A 20,767-nucleotide genomic window follows, 5' to 3' on the forward strand; every position below is an offset into this window, starting at 1 on the left:
GGATCAGTGGCCGCCGCGTCCCGCGACCGAATTGGGCGGCGGCGGCAGCGGTGGCGTGGCGCTGACCTTCGGGGCCGGGGCCACGAACTGCACGAAGACCTCACTGTCCTTGACCATGCCCAGCTCGTAGCGGGCACGTTCCTCGATGGCGCCGGTGCCGTCCTGGAGATCCTGGACCTCCCCTTCGAGCTTGGCATTGCGCAGCTTCAGCGCCGTATTGTGCGTGGCCTGTTCGTTGACCTGGCGGTTCAGGTCCCAGACGCGCAGCCAGCCGCCCTTGCCCAGCCAGAGCGGGTACTGGATGGCGATCAACAGCACGAACAGCAGCAGCGAAATCAGGCGCATCGGGGCTCAGGCGCAAGGGACAGATGGCTCCGGCGGAGCCGGATCGGCACCAATGATCCACCAAGCAGCCGAAGATTGCAAAACAAAAGACGCTACAAAGCGCAACAACGACACAATACTGTTGCAAACCCCGCGCGCCAACAAAAAACGCCGCCCCGAAGGGCGGCGTTTCCACGAGCGGACTGCCGGATGACCGGCCGCCGGTCAGCGCAGGTTGTAGAACGCGCTCTTGCCCGGGTACGTAGCGATATCGCCGAGGTCTTCCTCGATACGGATCAGCTGGTTGTACTTGGCGATGCGGTCCGAACGCGACAGCGAACCGGTCTTGATCTGGCCAGCGTTGGTGCCCACGGCGATGTCGGCAATCGTGCTGTCCTCGGTCTCGCCCGAGCGGTGCGAGATCACGGCCGTGTAGCCGGCGCGCTTGGCCATCTCGATGGCGGCGAACGTCTCGGTCAGCGTACCAATCTGGTTGATCTTGATCAGGATCGAGTTGCCGATACCCTTCTCGATGCCTTCCTTCAGGATCTTGGTGTTGGTCACGAACAGGTCGTCACCCACCAGCTGCACGCGCTTGCCGAGCTTGTCGGTCAGCGTCTTCCAGCCTTCCCAGTCGCCTTCGGCCATGCCGTCCTCGATCGAGACGATCGGGAACTTGTCGCACAGGTTGGCCAGGTAGTCGGCGAATTGCGACGACGACAGCTTCAGGCCCTCGCCTTCCAGCGAGTACACGTCCTCGGCCTCGTGGTAGAACTCGCTGGCGGCGCAGTCCAGCGCCAGCAGCACGTCCTCGCCCACCTTGTAGCCGGCCTTTTCCACGGCCTGCACGATCGTGTTCAGGCACTCCTCGTTCGACGAGAAGTTCGGCGCGAAGCCGCCTTCGTCGCCCACGGCCGTCGACATGCCCTTGTCGGCCAGGATCTTCTTCAGTGCGTGGAACACTTCGGCGCCGCAACGCAGGGCTTCACGGAAGCTGGTCTGCGACACGGGCATGATCATGAATTCCTGGATGTCCAGGCTGTTGTTGGCGTGCGCGCCACCGTTGACGATGTTCATCATCGGCACCGGCATCTGCATCGCGCCCGAACCGCCGAAGTAGCGGTACAGCGGCAGGCCGGCCTCTTCGGCAGCGGCCTTGGCCACGGCCATCGACACGGCCAGCATGGCATTGGCGCCCAGGCGGCCCTTGTTCTCGGTGCCGTCCAGTTCGATCAGCGTGCGATCCAGGAACGCCTGCTCGGAAGCGTCCAGGCCCATGATGGCCTCGGAGATTTCGGTGTTGATGTGCTCGACGGCCTTCAGCACGCCCTTGCCCAGGTAGCGAGCCTTGTCGCCATCACGCAGCTCGATGGCTTCGCGCGAACCGGTGGACGCGCCCGACGGCACGGCCGCACGGCCCATCACGCCCGATTCCAGCAGCACGTCGCATTCGACGGTGGGGTTGCCGCGCGAGTCCAGAACCTCGCGGCCGATGATATCTACGATTGCACTCATATTTCCTCTCAGGACTGTTGAATCTTGCCAATCTGCTGCGTCATGACGCGCTCAGGATGCCCGACAAATATGTCAGGCGCCTTCCACGACGATCATGTTCATCTTTGCGGCATGCTCGCGCGACTTGCGGGCGGCCAGGTATTCCTCGCTGGCGTAGAACGACTTGGCGGCGTCGTAGCTCGGGAATTTCAGCATCACCACGCGCGTGGGCGCCAGTTCGCCCTCCAGCGGCTCGGTCCGGCCGCCACGCGCCAGCACTTCCGCGCCGTGCGCCTGCATGGCCCGCGTGGAAAGCACCTTGTACTGCTCGTACTGCTGGGGGTCCGTCACGTCGACGTACGCGATGATATAACCGGCGGCCATCCGTTATCTCCAAAGCTTTTGTATTGTCTTTCGATACTGTTGCAACGGCTTTGATGCAACTTCAAGCGACACCGCCCGCGACAGGCGCGGGCGGCGGTTACTGCGGGCGGGCTCAGGCGCAGGCCGGCCAGCCGAAGTTGTCTTCGAGGAAGCCGGCGCGCTTGGTCAGCGCGTCCAGATCCTTGAGCACGGACAGCAGGTCCTTCATGCGCGAGAGCGGCACGGCGTTCGGACCATCGGACATGGCCTTGCTCGGGTCCGGATGGGTTTCCATGAACAGGCCGGCCACGCCGGTCGCCACGGCGGCGCGCGACAGCACCGGCACGAACTCGCGCTGGCCGCCGCTGCTGGTGCCCTGCCCGCCCGGCAACTGCACCGAGTGGGTGGCATCGAACACCACCGGCGCGTTGGTTTCGCGCATGATCGCCAGCGAACGCATGTCCGAGACGAGGTTGTTGTAGCCGAAGGAGACGCCGCGCTCGCAGGCCATGAACACGTCGTCGGGCAGGCCAGCTTCGCGGGCGGCGTCGCGTGCCTTGTCGATCACGTTTTTCATGTCATGCGGCGCCAGGAACTGGCCCTTCTTGATGTTCACCGGCCGGCCGCTCTGGGCGCAGGCGCGGATGAAATCCGTCTGGCGGCACAGGAAGGCCGGCGTCTGGAGCACGTCCACCACGGCCGAGACCGGCTTGATCTCGTCGATCTCGTGGATGTCGGTCAGTACCGGCACCCCGATCTCGCGCTTGACCGTGGCCAGGATTTCCAGCCCCTTCTCCATCCCCAGGCCGCGGAACGACTTGCCCGACGAGCGGTTGGCCTTGTCGAACGACGACTTGTAGATGAACGGAATCCCGAGCGAACTCGTAATTTCCTTAAGTTGACCGGCCGTGTCGAGCGCCATCTGCTCGGACTCGATCACGCACGGGCCCGAGATCAGGAAGAACGGCTTGTCGAGGCCAACGTCGAATCCACACAGTTTCATGGCTGTCTCCTTCGTCGCGGGCCGCTCAGGCGCCCTTGCGTTGCTGCGCGGCCAGCGCGGCTTCCACGTAGGCCTTGAACAGCGGGTGGCCATCGCGCGGCGTCGAGGTGAACTCCGGGTGGAACTGCACGCCGACGAACCACGGGTGCATCGACTCCGGCAGTTCCATCATTTCGGGCAGGTTCTCGGTCGGGGTCCGGGCCGAAATCACCATGCCGGCGCCTTCCAGTTGCGGCACGTAGTGGTTGTTGACTTCGTAACGGTGGCGATGGCGCTCGTTGACTTCGGCGCCGTAGATCTGCGCGGCCTTCGTGCCAGCCTTGACCGGCACGCGCTGGGCGCCCAGGCGCATCGTGCCGCCCAGGTCGGAATCGGCCGAGCGCTGTTCCACCTTGCCCTCGCGGTCCAGCCACTCGGTGATCAGTGCCACCACCGGGTGCTCGGTGTCGAGGTTGAATTCGGTCGAGTTGGCATCGGCCATGCTGGCCACGTGGCGCGCGAACTCGATCACGGCCAGTTGCATGCCCAGGCAGATGCCGAGATACGGCACCTTGTTCTCGCGGGCGTACTGGATCGCGCGGATCTTGCCTTCCGTGCCGCGCTTGCCGAAGCCGCCCGGCACCAGGATGGCGTCCAGCGGCTGCAGCGCTTCGAGGTGGCCCGATTCCAGATCCTCGGAATCGATGTACTCGATGTTCACGCGCGTGGCGGTGTGCATGCCGGCGTGGCGCAGCGCCTCGATCAGTGACTTGTACGACTCGGTCAGGTCGACGTACTTGCCGACCATGCCGATCGTGATTTCGTGTTCCGGGTTCTCCTGCGCCTTGACCAGCTTCTGCCACATCGACAGGTCGGCCGGCTTCGGGTCCAGGCGGAGTTCCTCGCAGATCAGGCGGTCGAGGCCCTGCTCGTTGAGCATCTGCGGGATCTTGTAGATGCTGTCGGCATCCCACACCGAGATCACGGCGTCCTGCGGGATGTTGGCGAACAGCGAGATCTTGGCGCGCTCGTCGTCGGGAATCGGACGGTCGGCGCGGCACAGCAGCGCGGTCGGCGAAATGCCGATCTCGCGCAGCTTCTGCACCGAGTGCTGCGTCGGCTTGGTCTTCAGCTCGCCGGCGCTGGCGATGAACGGCACCAGCGTCAGGTGCACGAAGGCGCAATGGTTGCGGCCCATGCGCAGGCTCATCTGGCGCGCGGCTTCGAGGAACGGCAGCGATTCGATATCGCCCACGGTACCGCCGATTTCCACCAGCGCCACGTCGGCCTTGCCGTCGTGCGAGGCGGCCGCGCCGCGCTCCACGAACGCCTGGATCTCGTTGGTGATGTGGGGAATGACCTGCACGGTCTTGCCGAGGTACTCGCCACGGCGCTCCTTGCGGATCACCGATTCGTAGATCTGGCCCGTCGTGAAGTTGTTCGACTTGCGCATCTTGGCCGAGACGAAGCGCTCGTAGTGGCCGAGATCGAGGTCGGTTTCAGCGCCATCTTCCGTCACGAACACCTCGCCGTGCTGGAAAGGGCTCATCGTGCCGGGATCGACGTTGATGTAGGGATCGAGCTTGAGGAGGGTGACTTTGAGGCCGCGCGACTCGAGAATGGCCGCGAGCGAAGCAGCAGCGATGCCCTTGCCGAGAGAAGAGACGACGCCACCGGTGACGAAGACGAATTTGGTCATAAACCGAGCTTGCCGGGGAAATCGGGATTATACATGAGAGCCCGTGCGCCGCCGACCCGGAATTTGTGACAACGGCATGTCCGGCCGCCGTCGGTTTCGAGGGTTTCGGCGCCGTCAGCGGCCCTCCCGCATCGCGCCGATCAGCTCGCGCACCAGGCCGGCCGTCTCCAGCGGGCGCTCCATCGGATAGAGGTGGCCGCCCTCCACGAAGCGCAGCCGCTCGCCCACGAGCTTGCGGGTGGCGCCCAGTCCCACCTGCCGGACTTCCTTCGAGCGCGTGCCGGCGATGAAGCTGACCGGCACCGGTGCTCCATGCGCCACGCGCCGGCCGAGGCTGGTCGGCAGCGTGCGATAGATCGTGTATTCGACATCGCGGTCGAAGCGCAGCCGGCGCTCGGCGGCACGGCCCGTGGGCTCGGTGCCAAGCTCGGTGTAGTCGCGCAGCACCTCGGGGTCCCAGACCTGGAAGTTGCGCTTGGCCTGGAAGTGGGTCCAGACCGATTCGGCGTCGGGCCAGTGCGTGCGGCGGTTCTTGGTCACGGCGGCCGGGCTCGGCTTCTCGTCGAGCCCCAGCACCTGCGAGGCGCGCAGCAGCGAGGCGCGCCAGCCGGCGATGATCGGCGAATCGAGCATCACCACGCCCTGCACGCGGTGCGGCTGGCGCAGCGCGGCCATCAGCGACAGGAACCCGCCCAGCGAATGGCCCACCAGCCAGACCTTGCGCTCGTCGGCCCCGCCCCGCCCGGCGCGCGCCATCTCGCGTAGCAGTTCCTCCACGAGATTGGGCCATTCGCGGGTGACCGGCAGCTTCGGATCGTGGCCGTAGCGCTCCACCGCGCGAATCTCGAAGCTGTCTTCCAGTGCGCCGAACAGCTTGCGATAGGTCGGCACCGGAAAACCGTTGGCGTGGGAGAACAGCAGGATGTCGCGCATGGGGGCGTTGGCGAAAATACGATGGAATATGCCTGGGAAGGGCATGCCGCCGCAGAGTGTACTGCGTCGGCATGGCCGTTCCGGCTAGGCAATTTCCTCTATCGCCGGCCCCGCGCCAGGACGTTCAGCGCTCGCGGCGCGCCCGCACGGGCTGGCCCCAGCGGTCCATGTCGTCACGGGCCAGCGGGAATTCGGCGGGCTGGGCGGCATCCCACTCAGGGTTGCTGATCTCGCCGAACACCTGGCGCAGGCGCTGGCCCCAGGTGTCGCGGATCATGCGGAAGTAGGCATTGCGTTCGTCGATGTTGACAAAGCGGGTCACGCGCAGCGCGTCGGCCTCGTAGACCAGCAGGTCCAGCGGCAGGCCCACCGAAATATTCGACTTCAGCGTCGAATCCATCGAGATCAGCGCGCATTTGGCGGCCTCGCCCAGCGGCAGCGATGGCGACACCACGCGGTCGATGATCGGCTTGCCGTACTTGGCCTCGCCAATCTGGAAATAGCAGTTCTCGGGCGTGGCTTCGACGAAGTTGCCGGCCGCGTAGATATTGAACAGCCGCGTGCGCTCGCCCCGGATCTGGCCGCCGAACACCATGCTGACGTTGAAGTCGATGCCGGCGTCGCGCAGCGCATGGGCGTCGCGCTTGTGCACGGCGCGCACGGCCTCGCCGACGATGGTGGCGGCCTCGAACATGTCGCGCGCCGTCCACAGCGAGCGCTTCTCGTCACGCGCCTCGGCCAGGCACTGGCGCACGGACTGGCTGATCGCCAGGTTGCCGGCGGTCATCAGCACCATCATGCGGTCGCCCGGCTCTTCGAAGACGGTCATCTTGCGGGCCGTGGAAATGGCGTCCACGCCGGCATTGGTTCGGGAATCGGAAAGGAATACCAGGCCGGCATCCAGCCGCATGGCTACGCAGTACGTCATGAGGTGATTTGTTGTTGGGGGCAGCCGACACGGCAAGCTTGCATTTTAGCCGGTCGGAAAAATCGGGGCGTTTGAATAGAGGCTAGTCCGTGGGCGTAATCACGATTTCCACGTCCAGCGTTTCCCCCGCTCCGCCTTCGAGAATGCCCCGGATTGGTGCAGCCGAGGTGTAGTCGCGCCCCACGGCGAGGCGGACATGACGGGTATCCGTCACACAGCGGTGGGTGATGTCGATGCTGCACCAGAGCCCCTGGGCCGGATCGAGGCAGATATCGGCCCACGCATGGCTGGCCATGGCCGTGGCGGCGGGGTCGTAGAAGTAACCGCTGACATAGCGCGCCGGAATGCCCAGCGCGCGGCAGGCGGCCACCATGACCTGCGCCTGGTCCTGGCAGACCCCGCTGCCGCGCCCGAACGCCTCGGCGGCGGAAGTGCCCACGTCGGTCGTGTTCGACTGGTAGCGCACCTGGCCGGCGATGCCGTCGGCCAGCGCCAGCAGCGCCGGCAGGTCGTGGCCGGCGGCCAGGTACGGCGCGGCGAATGACTGGAGCGCGGGCGGCGCCTGCGTCAGCGCGGTGCCTGACAGGAAGTACAGCGGCGAGACACGGGCTTCGCCGGGTTCCGGCGCGTCGTGGAACGCCGCGGGGCCATCACCGTCGACGGCCCGCACGTCCACCTCGCCCGTGGCGGCAATGGCGATGGTCACCGCCGGCCCCGCCATGGTGAAGTTGTGGACGATATTGCCGAAGCCGTCACGCGCCTCGGTCAGGTTGCCCGGCACGGTCAGCCGCCAGTCCTCGACCCATTGCAGCGGCCCCGAGCGCGGCGCCAGGCGCAACTCGTGCACGCTGCGGCGCACCGGCTCGGTGTAGCGGTAGACAGTCTTGTGTTGGATCCGGTATTTCACGATGGGTTGTGCGCGCCACGCCCTGCCTGGCCGGTTCGGAGCGACGCTTCCGTCACAACTGGCTCAGGCAGCCAGCGGCACGAGGAAGTCGCGGCTGATGCCGTTGCCGAGATCGCTGATGCGCTCCAGGAAGCTGGTCAGGTAGGCGTGCAGGCCGACGCCGAAAATGTCGTCGATGCGCGCGTATTTCAGGTCGGCGTGGAGTTTACCAGCCTGCCGCCCGGTTTCCGCCGACTGCTGGTTGGCCACCAGCGCCAGGATCGCCACCACCTCCTCCATGCTCGCCACCAGCGAGCGCGGCATGTCCGGCCGCAGGATCAGCAGTTCGGCCACGCGCTGCGGCGTGATCACGGTGCGGTAGATCTTGCGGTAGACCTCGAAGCCCGACACCGAGCGCAGCACCGCCGCCCAGTGGTAGAAATCGTTCTGCTCGCGGTTGGGATCGTCGGTATCGTTGTCGTCGCGGCCCGACGCCTGGAACTTGACGTCCAGGATGCGCGCGGTGTTGTCGGCGCGCTCCAGGAAGGTGCCCAGCCGCATGAAGTGGAACGCGTCGTCCTTGAGCATCGTGCCGAACTGCACGCCGCGCGCCAGGTGCGAGCGGAACTTGACCCATTCGAAGAAGCGCGACGGGTCCTGGCGCAGTTCGCCATCGGCAATCATGCGCTGGACGTCGAGCCAGGTGGTGTTGATGGTCTCCCAGACCTCGGTCGTCAGCGATCCGCGCACGGCCCGCGCGTTCTCGCGGGCGGCCCGCAGGCAGCTCATGATCGATGACGGATTGGTCATGTCGCGCACCATGAAGTCGATCACGTCGTCCCGGTGCAGCAGCCCGTACTTCTGGTCGTAGACGTGCGTCAGCTCGGAGATGTCGAGCATCGCCCACCAGCCCTGCTCGGCCACCTCGGCCGACTGCGGCATCAGCGAGGTCTGGTAGTTGACGTCGAGCATGCGCGCGGTGTTCTCCGCGCGCTCGGTGTAGCGGGCCATCCAGAACAGGTGGTCGGCGGTACGGCTCAGCATGGCGTGGCTCCCGGGTTGTCTTCGTTCACGGACTCAGCGTTCCAGCACCCAGGTGTCCTTGGTGCCCCCGCCCTGCGAGGAATTCACCACCAGCGACCCTTCCCGCAGCGCCACGCGCGTCAGCCCGCCCGGCACCATGCGCACCTCCTTGCCCGACAGCACGAACGGCCGCAGGTCGATATGGCGCGGCGCGATGCCCGATTCCACGTAGGTCGGGCAGGTGGACAGCGCCAGCGTGGGCTGGGCGATGTACTGCTCCGGGCGGGATTTGACCACCTCGCGGAACTGGTCGATCTCTGCGCGCGTGGCGGCCGGGCCCACCAGCATGCCGTAGCCGCCCGCGCCGTGCGTCTCCTTGACCACGAGCTTCTCCATGTTGTCGAGCACGTACTGGAGGTCGTCCGGGCGCCGGCACATGTAGGTCGGCACGTTCGACAGGATGGCCTCCTCGCCCAGGTAGAAGCGGATCATGTCCGGCACGTAGGGGTAGATCGACTTGTCGTCGGCCACGCCGGTGCCGATGGCATTGCTGATGGTCACGTTGCCGGCCCGGTAGACCGACAGCAGCCCGGCCGCGCCGAGCGTGGAATCGTGCCGGAACGCCAGCGGGTCGAGGAAGTCGTCGTCCACGCGGCGGTAGATCACGTCGATGCGCTGCGGCCCCTGCGTGGTGCGCATGTAGAGGTGGTCGTCCTCGACGAACAGGTCGCTGCCCTCCACCAGCTCCACGCCCATCTGCTGGGCCAGGAACGCGTGCTCGAAGTAGGCGGAGTTGTACATGCCCGGCGTGAGCACCACCACGGTGGGGTCCGCGATGTTCTGCGGCGACACGCTGCGCAGCATGTCGAGCAGCAGGTCCGGGTAGTGGGCCACGGGCGCCACGCGGTTGCGGGCGAACAGCTCCGGAAACAGCCGCATCATCATCTTGCGGTTTTCGAGCATGTACGACACGCCCGAGGGCACCCGGAGGTTGTCTTCCAGCACGTAGAACTCGCCCTCGCCGGCGCGCACCACGTCGATGCCGGCCACGTGGGCGTAGATGTCGCGCGGCACGTCGATGCCGAGCATCTCGGGCCGGTACTGGGCGTTGTTGTAGATCTGGTCGGGCGGGATCACCCCGGCGCGGATGATGTCCTGGCCGTGGTAGATGTCGTGGATGAACCGGTTCAGCGCCGCCACGCGCTGGCGCAGGCCGCGCTCCAGCATGGCCCACTCGCTGGCTGGGAAAATGCGCGGGATCACGTCGAACGGGATGGTCCGCTCGGTGCCGCTGTTGGACTCGTCCTTGTCGCCGTACACGGCAAAGGTGATGCCCACCCGGCGAAAGATCAGGTCCGCCTCGGCCCGCTTGTTGTCCATCCCCCCGGCGGACTGGCCGCCGAGCCAGTCGGCAAAGCTGCGGTAGTGCGGCCGCACCGTCCCGGCCGGCAACGTCTGCCCGGCCTCGATGGCCGCCACCGTGCCGTCTTCCCGCCCTTCCAGCATCTCGTCGAAAAACCGCGCCGCCATGATGGCCGCTCCCTTGGTGGAATTCTTGGTATCGAGACTACGCTTTCAGCATATCCACGCCGGCAAATCCCGCAAGGGAAGCCTGCTTGAACGCGTGGGAAGGGTTAGCAAGATGCGAGCCAGCGGCAGGGAATACCAGTGAGATGGCGGTTACCGGGCCGCGCCTCCCGCACAAGACGCCGATTCCGGCGGGCAGTTGTCGAGGATGTCCTGCACCAGCGTCTCCGGGGGGCGCCGGATATCGAGCACCAGCGCGTCGCGCGGCTCTTCGAGCGTGTCGAACTGGCTTTGCAGCAGCGCCGGGTTGAAGAAGTGGTCCGAGCGGACCGACAGGCGGCCGCCGATCGTGGCCGCATCGCCCTTCATGAACACGAACGTCACGCCGCCGTCGGGCGGGCTCAGGCGGTCGCGGTAGATCTGGCGCAGCGCCGAGCAGGTGAAGACGTGGGTCCGGCCCTCGGCACGGGCTGCGTCGATGGCGGCGCGCATGGCGGCCAGCCACGGCCAGCGGTCGTCATCGGTCAACGGAATGCCGGCGTGCATCTTGGCCTTGTTGGCCTCGCTGTGAAACGTGTCGGCATCGTGGAAGCCGCAATGCAGGCGCTGCGCCAGCATCTGGCCCACGGTGGTCTTGCCGCTGCCGGAAACGCCCATCAGGATATAGATCATGTCTGCTCCATCGATCATGGTGTCGGATGGTGTCGCCATCCTTGTCGGTAGCCGCCACGCGGCAGTCGGCTGCGCGGCGGTGCCCCGGACGCCCTGGCGCCGGGGAAAACCTAGGAATTTCTTGAGAAACGGCGGCTGATGCCGCCTATTGTGCGACGGCCGCGTGGGTTTGGACAGCCGCCGCGCCGGCATCGGCTTCGGACAGGTCAAGCGCGCTGCCGCCCTCCTCGGCAATCCGCGCATGGCGGCGGAACAGGCCGAACAAGCCGCGCCCCATGCTGAACTGCGCGAAATCGTCGGCAGGTGCGGCGGCCGGCTGGCGCGCGGCAAATGCGGCCTGTACCGCGGCGTCGCCCACCAGTTCGAGCGTGCCGGCCACGGCATCCACGCGAATGACGTCGCCGTCACATACCCGCGCGAGCGCCCCGCCCACCAGCGCCTCGGGACCCACGTGGATCACGGCTGGCACCTTGCCCGACGCCCCCGACATGCGGCCATCGGTCACCAGCGCCACCTTGTGCCCGGCGTCCTGCAGCGCGCCGAGTGCCGGGGTCAGGCGGTGCAGCTCGGGCATGCCGTTGGCATTCGGCCCCTGGAAGCGCACCACGGCCACCACGTCGCGGTTCAGTTCGTCGGCCTCGAACGCGGCCTGCAGCGCCTCCTGCGAATCAAACACGCGCGCCGGGGCCTGCACCACGCGGTGCTCGCCGGCCACCGCCGACACCTTGATGACGCCCCGCCCGAGGTTGCCGGCCATCAGCCGCAGCCCACCCTCGGCCGAGAACGGCGCGGACGCCGGCGCCAGCACGCTGGCATCGCCGCTCGTGGTCGGGCCATCGCGCCAGCGCAGCACGCCGTCCGTCATCACTGGCTCCTGCGTGTAGCGCGCCAGGCCCGGACCGGCCACGGTCTGCACGTCCTCGTGCAGCAGGCCGGCGTCGAGCAGTTGCCCGATCACGTAGGCCACGCCACCCGCCGCGTGGAAATGGTTCACATCGGCGGCGCCGTTCGGATAGACGCGCGCCAGCAGCGGTGTCACGGCCGACAGCCGGTCAAAGTCGTTCCAGTCGATGATGATCCCCGCCGCGCGGGCCATGGCGACCAGATGGATCGTATGGTTGGTGGACCCGCCCGTGGCCAGCAGCCCGACCATCGCGTTGACAATGGCGCGCTCGTCGACGATCCGCGCCAGCGGCGTGTACTCCCGGCCGCGTGCGATCAGCGCCAGCGCGCGCTGGGCGGCCGCCGTGGTCAGCGCATCGCGCAGGCCGCTGTCCGGATGCACGAAGGCCGCGCCGGGCATGTGCAGCCCCATGATTTCCATCAGGAACTGGTTGCTATTGGCAGTGCCGTAGAACGTGCAGGTGCCGGCGCTGTGGTAGGCGGCACTCTCGGCTTCGAGCAGCGCGTCGCGGCCCACCTGCCCCGTGGCGTAGAGCTGGCGCACGCGTGCCTTCTCCTTGTTCGACAGCCCCGAGGCCATCGGCCCGGCCGGCACGAAGACCACGGGCAGATGGCCGAACTGCAGCGCGCCCATCAGCAGGCCCGGCACGATCTTGTCGCAGACGCCGAGCATCAGCGCCGCATCGAAGGTGTTGTGCGACAGCCCCACCGCCGTGCTCATGGCGATGGCGTCGCGCGAGAACAGCGACAGCTCCATGCCGGCATTGCCCTGCGTGATGCCGTCGCACATCGCCGGCACGCCACCCGCCACCTGCGCCACCGCGCCCACGGCACGCGCGGCCTCGCGGATCACGGCCGGATAGCGCTCGTAGGGCTGGTGCGCCGACAGCATGTCGTTGTACGCGGTCACGACGCCGAGGTTCGGCGCATGTTCCACGCGCAGCCTGAGCTTGTCGTCGGACGGCAGCGCCGCGTAGCCGTGGGCCAGGTTGGCGCACGACATGCCGCGCAGCGGCCCCAGCTCCTGCTGGGCGCGCTCGCACCGGGCCAGATAGGCGGCACGGCTGGCGCGGCTGCGTTCGACGATGCGTTCGGTAACGGCCGAGACTTCGGCACGGGCGTGGCCCGGGGCGGCTGGGGACATGGCGGAATCGATCCTCGTGGGGGAAGCCGGGAACCAGCAAGGCTCCCGATCCTGTAGATTTTCTACATTATAGCCAGGAGCGACGCGGCGACGAAAGCCCCGGATCCCCGCTGGGGCGCTTGAGGCTTGGAAATTGGGGTAAATCCCGAGATTCACGCGTACCGGGAAGCACAGGAAATCGACGGTCAAACGTGTAGAATCTCTACAAGAACAAGGCGGACACCCCCCACACCGCCGGCCCGACACCACGCACACCATCACCATGCGCGACCGAATCCTCGCCGTCTACGACACCCTGCGGCCCTCCGAACGCCGCCTTGCCGACTACGTGACCCGGCACGGCGCCAGCGTCATCCGGCTCACCATGCCCGAACTGGCCGAGCGCGCCGGCGTCTCGCAGCCCACCATCGCGCGCTTCTGCGCGGCGCTCGGCTATGACGGCTTCAAAGAGTTCAAGCTTCAGTTCGCCCAGAACCTCGGCGGCGGCATCCCGTTCGTGCACCAGGACGTGGCGGCCAGCGACCGTCCGGCCGACATCGCCGGCAAGGTCTTCGACCGCACCATCGCCACGCTGATGACCGTGCGCAACGCGCTCTCGGCCGACCAGATCGAGCACGGCATCCGCCTGCTGGCCGGCGCGCGCCGCATCGAGTTCTACGGCTGCGGCAATTCGGGCATCGTCGCGCTTGATATCCAGCACAAGTTCTTCCGGCTCGGCATCCCGACCACGGCGTATTCCGACCCCCACGTCTTCAGCATGTCCGCCGCGCTGCTGCGTCCCGGCGACGTGGCCGTGCTGGTGTCCAACAGCGGCCGCACCTGGGACATGCTGACCGCCGCCACCCTGGCCCGCAGCAGCGGCGCCAGCGTGCTGGCCCTGACGCACAGCGGCTCGCCGCTGGCAAAGCTGGCCGATGTCTGCGTGTTCTCCGACGTCGAGGAAGACAGCGAGGTCTATACCCCGATGACCTCGCGCATCTGCCACCTCGTGCTTGGCGACGTGCTCGCGGCCGGCGTGGCCCTCGACCGCGCCGAAGCCGTGGCCGGCGGATTGCAGCGCGCCAAGGCCCATCTGCGCGAGCGCCGTATCGCCGGCGCCGACCCGGCCCCGCTGCCGGCCGAAGCCAAGCCCGCTACGTCGCGCAGAAATCGTAAAACTACGACGTCCACACTGTAGGGCGGCACGTTCATCGCGGGGCTGCCACGACATCGCGCCAGTAGCGGCGGTGTTGCTGGCGATACGTCGCCACGGCCTGCCCCTCGCCTCTTGTCTCGATCGTGACGGCCCCGGTCTCGTCACTCCGGTAGCGTGCAATGCCGGCGCGGGCGTAGCGCCGCCAGACGTCATCGCGCGGATGCCGGTACCGATTGCCAAAGCCGAGCTGGAACACCGCCAGCTCCGGCCGCACCGCCCCCAGGAAACCTCGGCTCGACGATGTGCCACTGCCATGATGTGGCACGAGCAGGTAGTCGGCCCGCAACGCGCCGGGCGCCAGGCGCCGCGTCAACGCCAGTTCCTCGCGCTCGCCGATATCGCCGGTCAGCAACGCACTGCGCCGCCCGGTGGACACGCGCAGCACGCAACTGCGTGCGTTGCTGGATAGCCGGCTGCTGTTGAGGTCCGCCGGCGACGGATGCAGGATGTCGAACGACACCCCGTCCCAGGTCCATGCCGCGCCGGCCAGACAAGGCCGCCAGCCCGCCGTTTGCCCCGCCGTTTGCCCCGGCGCCAGCAGCCGGTGATCCGGCGGCGCCGCCGTCAGCCGCGCCGCTACCGGCACCGCGCCCAGCACATCGGCGACACCGCCCGCGTGATCGGCGTCCTCGTGGCTGACCATCAGCATGTCGAGCCGCCGCACGCCGCTGGCCCGCAGGAACGGCACGATGACCTGCCCGCCCGCGCTGGTGCCGGAGACGTAGACCGGCCCCGCGTCATAGAGCAGTGTCCGGTCCCGCGTCTCCACGAGCACTGCGGTGCCCTGCCCCACATCGAGCGCAGTCAGCCGGAACTCGCCATGCGGCACTGGCGTGCGGCCCGCCGCCAGCATCGGCACCATCAGCACGGCACCGGTCCAGCGGGGCGGAGCCCGCCCTTGCGGGCCGCGCGGCACCAGCAGCACGACCACGCCGAGCCACGCCAACCCAAATGCAAGCGGCCCGGCCTGGGCGGCCTCCCAGACGGCCCAAGAGGGCGCCGCCAGCCACGCCAGCCCCTGCACCAGCCACGCCAGCGCGCCATGGGCGATGGCGAGCAGCGGCGGCGCCAACCCCGCAGGCGCCACGGCCGCAAACAATGCCAGCGGCGTCACGAGCAGGCTGACCACGGGAATCGCCACCGCATTGGCCAGCCCGGACACCACCGATACCTGACCGAACAGCAACAAGGTCAGCGGCACAAGCCCGATCGTCACCGCCCACTGCGTCCGCGCGGCGCTGGCGATGCTGGCACGCAGCCTTGCCGCCCAGCCTTCGGGCGCGCGCTCCCGGCCGGCCTCGTCGGCGCGGCTCGCATGGAAGAAGATCACGGCGACCGCGCCGAACGAGAGCCAGAAGCCCGGCGACATGACCGCCCACGGATCGATCGCCACCGCCAACGCGGCCGCCCACGCCAGTACGACCGACGCCGGCGGCGCCCGCCCGCTCCATAGCGCCACGGCAGCGACGGTCAGCATGGTCACGGTACGCAGCGCCGGAATCTGCATGCCGGCGATGGCGGCATAGGCAAAGCCGGTGGCCACGGCGACGACGAGGGCGGCTTTCTGGGACGGCCAGAGGAGGGGGAGTGGAATCAGCCGAAGGCGCCGGTTTGCTCCCCTCTCCCGCAAGCGGGAGAGGGGGCAGGATGCGCATCGGGTGCGCCCGAGCCACCGCCCGAACCCGAACGACCGCCGCCAGCCCCACCCCGCCAGCGCCCCGGCGGCGCCGGACAGCATCGTGATATGCAACCCCGAAATGCTGACCAGATGCGAGATACCGGTGCGACGGAACACCTCCCAGTCCTCGCGGGCGATGCCGCGCTGATCGCCGATCACCAGTGCCACGAGCACCGCGCCGAAGCGGGCGTCGGGCGGCAGCGCCTGCCGCAGGTGGTCGCGCAGGCCGGCGCGCCAGCGGGCGATCCGGACGGCGAGCGGCAAGTCACCGGCATCGGCCACGAACGCTCCGGCGCGCACGTGTCCGGTGGCATCGAATCCCTGCGCCAGCAGCCAGTAGCCGTAGTCAAAACCATGCGGATTGGCCAGCCCGCGCGGCCGGCGCAGGCGTACGGTCAGGCGGTAATGCTGTCCGGGCTCCAGCCCTTCCGGCGCATCGCGCCATGTCAGCAATAGCCGTTTCGCCAGAAACTGCGTTTCGCCCTGCCCTTCCCAGTGCGAAGGCAGGAATGCGAAGCGTGTGCCGTGCGGCGCCGCGTCCGGCAATCCGGCCACGATGCCCGTCACGCTCAGTTCACGCCCGGCCAGCGAGGGGTCCAGCCAGTGTCCGAGCCGCACCTCGGCCCGCCACGCGGCCCACGAGAAGCCGGCCAGCACCGCCAGCGCCACCCCCGCCGTCCAGCGCACCGGCGCGCGCAGCCGCCCCACCGCGCAGGCTGCCGCTGCCGCGCACGCGGCCACCAGCAGCCACCACGCGGACGGCAGCGCGCCCTGCTGCTGGAGCCACCAGCAACCGGCGACGAAAGCCAGCAGCAGCACACGCATCGGACCCTTCCTTCGCAAGATGGAAAGCCGTACTTGTACCGCGTGGAAATCAGGAAAAACGTGTCCGGATGTTGTGCCGAGGTGTCGAAAGCGTGAAATCGGCGCGCAGGATGACGCGCGTCAACGCGGCGCCATGATGTCGGCGAAAGTGCCAAGCCGTGGCAATGCCGCCACGGCGTTGCGCCACATCAGATCGGCCAGCTCGCGCTCGCCGATGCCGCGCAGCCCGGCCATCACGCGTGCCACGCCAGCCACCTCGCCGGGCGTGTTGCGCGCCTTGTGCTGCTCGCCGAACTGGTCGTCCGAGAGCCATGCCGGGGCAATGTCGGGCGCATCGGTTTCGAGCACGATCGCTTCGATGGGCAACCCGGCGGCCAGCCGGCGGATCTGCTTCGCGCGGGAAAACGTCACATTGCCGCCAAACCCGAGCTTCATGCCGTGCTCCACGTAGCGGCGCGCCTGCTCGTTGCTGCCGTTGAATGCGTGGGCGATGCCCTGCCGCACGCCCACGCGCCGCAACTGGGCGTAGACCTGATCCTGCGATTTGCGCACGTGCAGCAGCACCGGCAGGTCGAACTCGCGTGCAATCTTCAGTTGCTCGGTGTAGAGCCAGGTCTGGTGCGCGGCGTCGAGGCCGGGCACGAAGAAATCGAGCCCGATCTCGCCAATGGCCACCAGGCGCGGATCATCGATCGAGGCTGCCACCTGCTGGCGCAGGGCGTCGAGATCGGCCTGTCCGGCGCCAGGCGTGCACAGCGGATGGATGCCGAGCGCGTAGACGCAGTGGCGGTTGCCGTGCGCCAGCGCGCGCACCGCGCCGAAGTTCGACACCGCCACGGCCGGCAGCACGATGCCGGTCACGCCCGCCGCCACCGCGGCCGCCGTCACGGCGTCGCGGTCGGCGTCGAACTCGCTGGCGTCAAGGTGGCAGTGGGTGTCGATCCACATACCGGCTCAGCGCTCGCTATGCAGGTGGCCGTCGCGCAGCCGGAAGATCCGGTCGCAGCGGCCGGCCAGTTCCATGTCGTGGGTGACGATCACGAAGCTCGTGCCCAGCGTGCGCGACAGTTCGAGCATCAGGTCGTAGACGCCGCCGGCGGTGTGGTCATCGAGGTTGCCGGTCGGCTCGTCAGCCAGCACGCAGGCCGGCTGGCCTACCAGCGCCCGCGCCACGGCCACGCGTTGGCGTTCGCCGCCCGACAGCTCGCCGGGCCGGTGCTTCGAGCGCCCGCCCAGGCCCACGCGTTCGAGCATGGCCTGCGCGGCCTCGCGCGCCTGCGCCTCGCTGAGACCGCGAATCCGCATCGGCATCCCCACGTTGTCGAGCGCGGTGAATTCCGGCAGCAGGTGGTGGAACTGGTAGATGAAACCGAGCGAGCGGTTGCGCACCACGTTGCGTTCCTTCTCGCGCAGCGCCGTGAAGGGCTTGCCAAGCAGCGCCACGCGGCCCGAATCGGGATCGTCGAGTCCGCCCAGCACGTGGAGCAGCGTCGACTTGCCCGAGCCCGAGGCGCCCACGATGGCCACTTTCTCGCCAGCATTGACGTGCAGGTCCACACCGCGCAGCACCTCCACGTCGAGCCCGCCCTGGCGGAAGCGCTTGGTCAGGCCCTCGCCCACCAGCACCGGGGCGCCGGTGCGCGCGGCCGGCGCGGCCGGGGAAACCTCCTGGAGCAGCGTCGAATCATTCATAGCGCAGCGCCTCCGCCGGGTTCACGCGGGCGGCACGCCAGCTCGGGTAGAGCGTGGCCAGCGTGGCCAGCACGAAGGAAATGATGCCGATGGTGGCGATGTCGTTCACGCGGGGGTCCGAAGGCAATTCACTGATGAAATAGATGTCCTTGGGCAGGAACTGCACGTGCAGCAGCCGCTCGATGAACGGCACGATCACGTCGATGTTGGTGGCGATCAGCGTGCCGCCCAGCACGCCCAGCACCGTGCCGATGAAGCCGATGGCCACGCCCTGCACGATGAAGATCTTCATGATCGAGCGCGGCTGGGCGCCCATGGTGCGCAGGATGGCGATATCGGGCTGCTTGTCGGTCACCGTCATCACCAGCGTCGACACCAGGTTGAAGGCGGCCACGGCGATGATCAGCGTCAGGATGATGAACATCATGCGCTTTTCGGTCTGCACGGCGGCGAACCAGTTGCGATTCTGGCGCGACCAGTCGCGCAGGTAGAGGTCGCCGGACATCGTGCCGGCCAGCTCCTGCGCCACCTGGGGCGCCTGCTGCATGTCCCGGAGCTTGAGCCGCACGCCCGACGGGCCGTTCTGGCGGAACAGCACCTCGGCGTCGGCCATGTTGACCAGCGCCAGCGCGCTGTCGAACTCGTAGTGGCCCGACGAGAAGATGCCCACCACCGTGAACTGCTTGAGCCGGGGCAGGATGCCGGCCGGCGTGATGGTGCCCTGCGGCGCCACCAGCGTGACCTTGTCGCCCACGCGCACGCCCAGCGCGTTGGCCAGTTCGCTGCCCAGCGCGATATCGAAGCCGCCCGGCACCAGCGCGTTCATGCTGCCGGCCTTGAACTGGCTGCCGATATCCGACACCTTGGGTTCCTGGGCCGGGTCCACGCCGCGCAGCAGCACGCCGCGCACCGCGTCGTCCCGGGTCAGCATGGCCTGGGCGGCCACGTAGGGCGCGGCGCCCACCACCTCCTTGTTGCGCTCGGCCTCGGCGGCGGTCTTCTGCCAGTCCTGCAGCGGCGCGGCGCCGATCACCTCGATATGCGCCAGCACCGACAGCATGCGGTCGCGCACCTCCTTCTGGAAGCCGTTCATGACCGACAGCACCACGATCAGCGCCGCCACGCCCAGTGCGATACCGAGCATCGAGATCATCGAAATGAACGAAATGAACGTATTGCGGCTGGCGCGCTTGCTGGCGCGGGTGTACCGCCAGCCAATCTGCCACTCGTAAGGAAAGTTCAAGGGAAGTCCTGTTGTTCTGGAAATGCGTCCGGCGGCAGTCTACCTTGGGTGACGGAAAACTGGCGCCGGCCAGCCGGGAGTTTACAATCTCGCCCACCATGACGACGCACCTGACCCTGATTGTGCCCTTTTCCGTCCCGCCGGGCGCCGGCGACGACGCCACGGACGATGTCGTGCCGGGCGCGCTGCTGCGCCAGTTGGAGTTGCCCGCGCTCGGAAAGTTGCTGACCCGCGCCACGCCCGGGCCGCGCGAGACGCATGACGACCCCTACCTGCGCTCGCTGCCCCAGGAGCGCTGGCTGGCGGGCCGGGCCGGGCTGGACACGGCACAGGTACCGACCGCCCCGTTCATGCGGCTGGCGGACCGCGCCGCCGCCGGGCTGCCGGCCGGGGACGCCGGGGACGCCGGGGAAGCGGGGGAAGCCGGCTGGGCCTGCCTGCAGCCGGTGCACATCCATGCCGCGCGCGACCATCTGGTGCTGATGCATCCCGACCAGGTGGAAATCGCCCCGGCCGAGGCCGACGCGTTGCGCGCCGCCATTGCCGGGTTGCTCGACGAGTCCGGCATCCGGCTCGAAGCTCCCCGGCCGGCCCGCTGGTATGTGCCAGAAGCGACGTTTGGCGAACTTCTGGCCACCACGCCGGTGCGCGCCACGGGCCGCAATATCGACATCTGGATGCAGGCCGGCCCGCGCGCGCGGGACTGGCGGCGCTTCCAGAATGAAATCCAGATGACCTGGCACAGCCACCCGGTCAACGAGGCCCGCGAGGCCACGGGCCGGTTGCCGGTCAATTCGGTCTGGCTGCACGGCGGCGGCAAGGTCCGCCCGGTCCGGAAGCTGGCCGATACCGTGCTGTCCGACGATCCGTTCCTGGCCGGGCTCGCGCTCGCCGGCGGCAGCCAGACCGGCCCGCAGCCGGCGCGCTTCGCCGACCTGCCCGCCCCGGACGGCGCCGGGAGCGTCCTGACGCTGCTCGACAGCGCCACCGAAGCCCATATCTCTGCCGACTGGGGCCTGTGGCTGGAACGGATGCACGCGCTCGATGCCGAGTGGTTCCAGCCCGTGCTGGACGCACTGATGGCCGGGCAACTGCAGGCCGCCACGTTCGTGCTCGGCGGCGAGAACCACTTTGCCGAATTCACCGTGACCCGGGCCGACCTGCGCAAGTTCTGGCGCGGCCTGGGCGCGCGCGGCGACTGGCGCGCCCTGCTCTCCAACCTGGCCATGGCCGCCTGACCGCTGACGGCCGACGCA

At 68.1% G+C, this 20,767-nt stretch carries 18 protein-coding genes; 2 read left to right on the forward strand and 16 right to left on the reverse strand.

Annotated elements, in window-relative coordinates; translation table 11 throughout:
- Positions 1 to 3: 3 nt before the first annotated feature.
- The 12 genes from ftsB to edd all read right to left on the reverse strand — a co-directional run bounded on the left by ftsB (position 4) and on the right by edd (position 12,878).
- Complete coding sequence (gene ftsB, locus EV147_RS07915; RefSeq protein ID WP_130390541.1) at positions 4 to 345, reverse strand: cell division protein FtsB; 342 nt, start codon at positions 343 to 345, stop codon at positions 4 to 6.
- Positions 346 to 549: 204 nt separating this feature from the next.
- On the reverse strand, positions 550 to 1,839 hold the full coding sequence (gene eno / locus EV147_RS07920) for a phosphopyruvate hydratase (RefSeq protein WP_130390542.1): 1,290 nt from the start codon (positions 1,837 to 1,839) through the stop codon (positions 550 to 552).
- Positions 1,840 to 1,911: 72 nt separating this feature from the next.
- Positions 1,912 to 2,202, reverse strand: a complete 291-nt coding sequence (locus EV147_RS07925) for a DUF1330 domain-containing protein (protein ID WP_130390543.1) — start codon at positions 2,200 to 2,202, stop codon at positions 1,912 to 1,914.
- Between the two features lie 112 nt (positions 2,203 to 2,314).
- Positions 2,315 to 3,184, reverse strand: a complete 870-nt coding sequence (kdsA, locus tag EV147_RS07930; RefSeq protein WP_130390544.1) for a 3-deoxy-8-phosphooctulonate synthase — start codon at positions 3,182 to 3,184, stop codon at positions 2,315 to 2,317.
- Between the two features lie 25 nt (positions 3,185 to 3,209).
- A complete protein-coding gene (locus EV147_RS07935) occupies positions 3,210 to 4,862 on the reverse strand; it encodes a CTP synthase (RefSeq protein WP_130390545.1) in 1,653 nt (550 codons plus the stop codon).
- Between the two features lie 114 nt (positions 4,863 to 4,976).
- Positions 4,977 to 5,795, reverse strand: coding sequence for an alpha/beta fold hydrolase (locus tag EV147_RS07940; RefSeq protein ID WP_130390546.1), 819 nt, complete (start codon positions 5,793 to 5,795; stop codon positions 4,977 to 4,979).
- A 124-nt stretch (positions 5,796 to 5,919) separates the two neighbouring features.
- Positions 5,920 to 6,723: a peptidase gene (locus tag EV147_RS07945; protein ID WP_198680188.1), complete on the reverse strand. Its 804-nt coding sequence runs from the start codon at positions 6,721 to 6,723 to the stop codon at positions 5,920 to 5,922.
- Positions 6,724 to 6,805: 82 nt separating this feature from the next.
- Complete coding sequence (locus EV147_RS07950; RefSeq protein WP_130390547.1) at positions 6,806 to 7,630, reverse strand: transglutaminase family protein; 825 nt, start codon at positions 7,628 to 7,630, stop codon at positions 6,806 to 6,808.
- Positions 7,631 to 7,693: 63 nt separating this feature from the next.
- Positions 7,694 to 8,653 carry an alpha-E domain-containing protein gene (locus tag EV147_RS07955; protein WP_130390548.1) on the reverse strand — a complete coding sequence of 320 codons (960 nt, stop codon included), beginning with the start codon at positions 8,651 to 8,653 and terminating at the stop codon, positions 7,694 to 7,696.
- Positions 8,654 to 8,686: 33 nt separating this feature from the next.
- The gene (locus EV147_RS07960) at positions 8,687 to 10,162 is read right to left on the reverse strand and encodes a circularly permuted type 2 ATP-grasp protein (RefSeq protein ID WP_130390549.1); all 1,476 of its coding nucleotides are present in this window, start codon (positions 10,160 to 10,162) and stop codon (positions 8,687 to 8,689) included.
- Between the two features lie 150 nt (positions 10,163 to 10,312).
- Positions 10,313 to 10,831, reverse strand: coding sequence for a gluconokinase (locus tag EV147_RS07965; protein WP_130391232.1), 519 nt, complete (start codon positions 10,829 to 10,831; stop codon positions 10,313 to 10,315).
- Positions 10,832 to 10,976: 145 nt separating this feature from the next.
- The gene (gene edd, locus EV147_RS07970) at positions 10,977 to 12,878 is read right to left on the reverse strand and encodes a phosphogluconate dehydratase (RefSeq protein ID WP_130390550.1); all 1,902 of its coding nucleotides are present in this window, start codon (positions 12,876 to 12,878) and stop codon (positions 10,977 to 10,979) included.
- A gap of 262 nt (positions 12,879 to 13,140) precedes the next feature.
- On the opposite strand from edd, the gene EV147_RS07975 reads away from it, so the two are divergent.
- Positions 13,141 to 14,055, forward strand: coding sequence for a MurR/RpiR family transcriptional regulator (locus EV147_RS07975; RefSeq protein ID WP_130390551.1), 915 nt, complete (start codon positions 13,141 to 13,143; stop codon positions 14,053 to 14,055).
- Between the two features lie 10 nt (positions 14,056 to 14,065).
- Here EV147_RS07975 and EV147_RS07980 read toward each other — a convergent pair whose 3' ends face one another.
- From EV147_RS07980 to EV147_RS07995, 4 genes are all read right to left on the reverse strand, one after another.
- Positions 14,066 to 16,576 (reverse strand): DNA internalization-related competence protein ComEC/Rec2, encoded by a 2,511-nt coding sequence (locus tag EV147_RS07980; RefSeq protein WP_130390552.1) that lies wholly within the window; start codon positions 16,574 to 16,576, stop codon positions 14,066 to 14,068.
- 120 nt (positions 16,577 to 16,696) lie between these two features.
- Entirely contained in the window at positions 16,697 to 17,524 is an 828-nt protein-coding gene (locus tag EV147_RS07985) for a TatD family hydrolase (RefSeq protein WP_130390553.1), read from the reverse strand.
- Positions 17,525 to 17,530: 6 nt separating this feature from the next.
- Positions 17,531 to 18,268 carry a lipoprotein-releasing ABC transporter ATP-binding protein LolD gene (lolD, locus tag EV147_RS07990; RefSeq protein ID WP_130390554.1) on the reverse strand — a complete coding sequence of 246 codons (738 nt, stop codon included), beginning with the start codon at positions 18,266 to 18,268 and terminating at the stop codon, positions 17,531 to 17,533.
- Positions 18,261 to 19,511, reverse strand: a complete 1,251-nt coding sequence (locus EV147_RS07995) for a lipoprotein-releasing ABC transporter permease subunit (RefSeq protein ID WP_130390555.1) — start codon at positions 19,509 to 19,511, stop codon at positions 18,261 to 18,263. The genes lolD and EV147_RS07995 overlap by 8 nt, the downstream gene beginning before the upstream one ends.
- Before the next feature lie 98 nt (positions 19,512 to 19,609).
- On the opposite strand from EV147_RS07995, the gene EV147_RS08000 reads away from it, so the two are divergent.
- Positions 19,610 to 20,749: a hypothetical protein gene (locus EV147_RS08000; RefSeq protein ID WP_130390556.1), complete on the forward strand. Its 1,140-nt coding sequence runs from the start codon at positions 19,610 to 19,612 to the stop codon at positions 20,747 to 20,749.
- The last annotated feature ends 18 nt before the right edge of the window (positions 20,750 to 20,767 follow it).

The sequence above is a fragment of the Cupriavidus agavae genome, from assembly GCF_004217045.1.
GTDB lineage: Bacteria > Pseudomonadota > Gammaproteobacteria > Burkholderiales > Burkholderiaceae > Cupriavidus > Cupriavidus agavae.

Excerpts from the sequence above, each read along its gene's own strand:
- ftsB (WP_130390541.1), bottom strand. The coding sequence starts at position 345 with ATGCGCCTGATTTCGCTGCTGCTGTTCGTGCTGTTGATCGCCATCCAG.
- eno (WP_130390542.1), bottom strand. The coding sequence starts at position 1,839 with ATGAGTGCAATCGTAGATATCATCGGCCGCGAGGTTCTGGACTCGCGC.
- EV147_RS07925 (WP_130390543.1), bottom strand. The coding sequence starts at position 2,202 with ATGGCCGCCGGTTATATCATCGCGTACGTCGACGTGACGGACCCCCAG.
- kdsA (WP_130390544.1), bottom strand. The coding sequence starts at position 3,184 with ATGAAACTGTGTGGATTCGACGTTGGCCTCGACAAGCCGTTCTTCCTG.
- EV147_RS07935 (WP_130390545.1), bottom strand. The coding sequence starts at position 4,862 with ATGACCAAATTCGTCTTCGTCACCGGTGGCGTCGTCTCTTCTCTCGGC.
- EV147_RS07940 (WP_130390546.1), bottom strand. The coding sequence starts at position 5,795 with ATGCGCGACATCCTGCTGTTCTCCCACGCCAACGGTTTTCCGGTGCCG.
- EV147_RS07945 (WP_198680188.1), bottom strand. The coding sequence starts at position 6,723 with ATGACGTACTGCGTAGCCATGCGGCTGGATGCCGGCCTGGTATTCCTT.
- EV147_RS07955 (WP_130390548.1), bottom strand. The coding sequence starts at position 8,653 with ATGCTGAGCCGTACCGCCGACCACCTGTTCTGGATGGCCCGCTACACC.
- EV147_RS07960 (WP_130390549.1), bottom strand. The coding sequence starts at position 10,162 with ATGGCGGCGCGGTTTTTCGACGAGATGCTGGAAGGGCGGGAAGACGGC.
- EV147_RS07965 (WP_130391232.1), bottom strand. The coding sequence starts at position 10,831 with ATGATCTATATCCTGATGGGCGTTTCCGGCAGCGGCAAGACCACCGTG.
- edd (WP_130390550.1), bottom strand. The coding sequence starts at position 12,878 with ATGTCCCCAGCCGCCCCGGGCCACGCCCGTGCCGAAGTCTCGGCCGTT.
- EV147_RS07975 (WP_130390551.1), top strand. The coding sequence starts at position 13,141 with ATGCGCGACCGAATCCTCGCCGTCTACGACACCCTGCGGCCCTCCGAA.
- EV147_RS07980 (WP_130390552.1), bottom strand. The coding sequence starts at position 16,576 with ATGCGTGTGCTGCTGCTGGCTTTCGTCGCCGGTTGCTGGTGGCTCCAG.
- EV147_RS07985 (WP_130390553.1), bottom strand. The coding sequence starts at position 17,524 with ATGTGGATCGACACCCACTGCCACCTTGACGCCAGCGAGTTCGACGCC.
- lolD (WP_130390554.1), bottom strand. The coding sequence starts at position 18,268 with ATGAATGATTCGACGCTGCTCCAGGAGGTTTCCCCGGCCGCGCCGGCC.
- EV147_RS08000 (WP_130390556.1), top strand. The coding sequence starts at position 19,610 with ATGACGACGCACCTGACCCTGATTGTGCCCTTTTCCGTCCCGCCGGGC.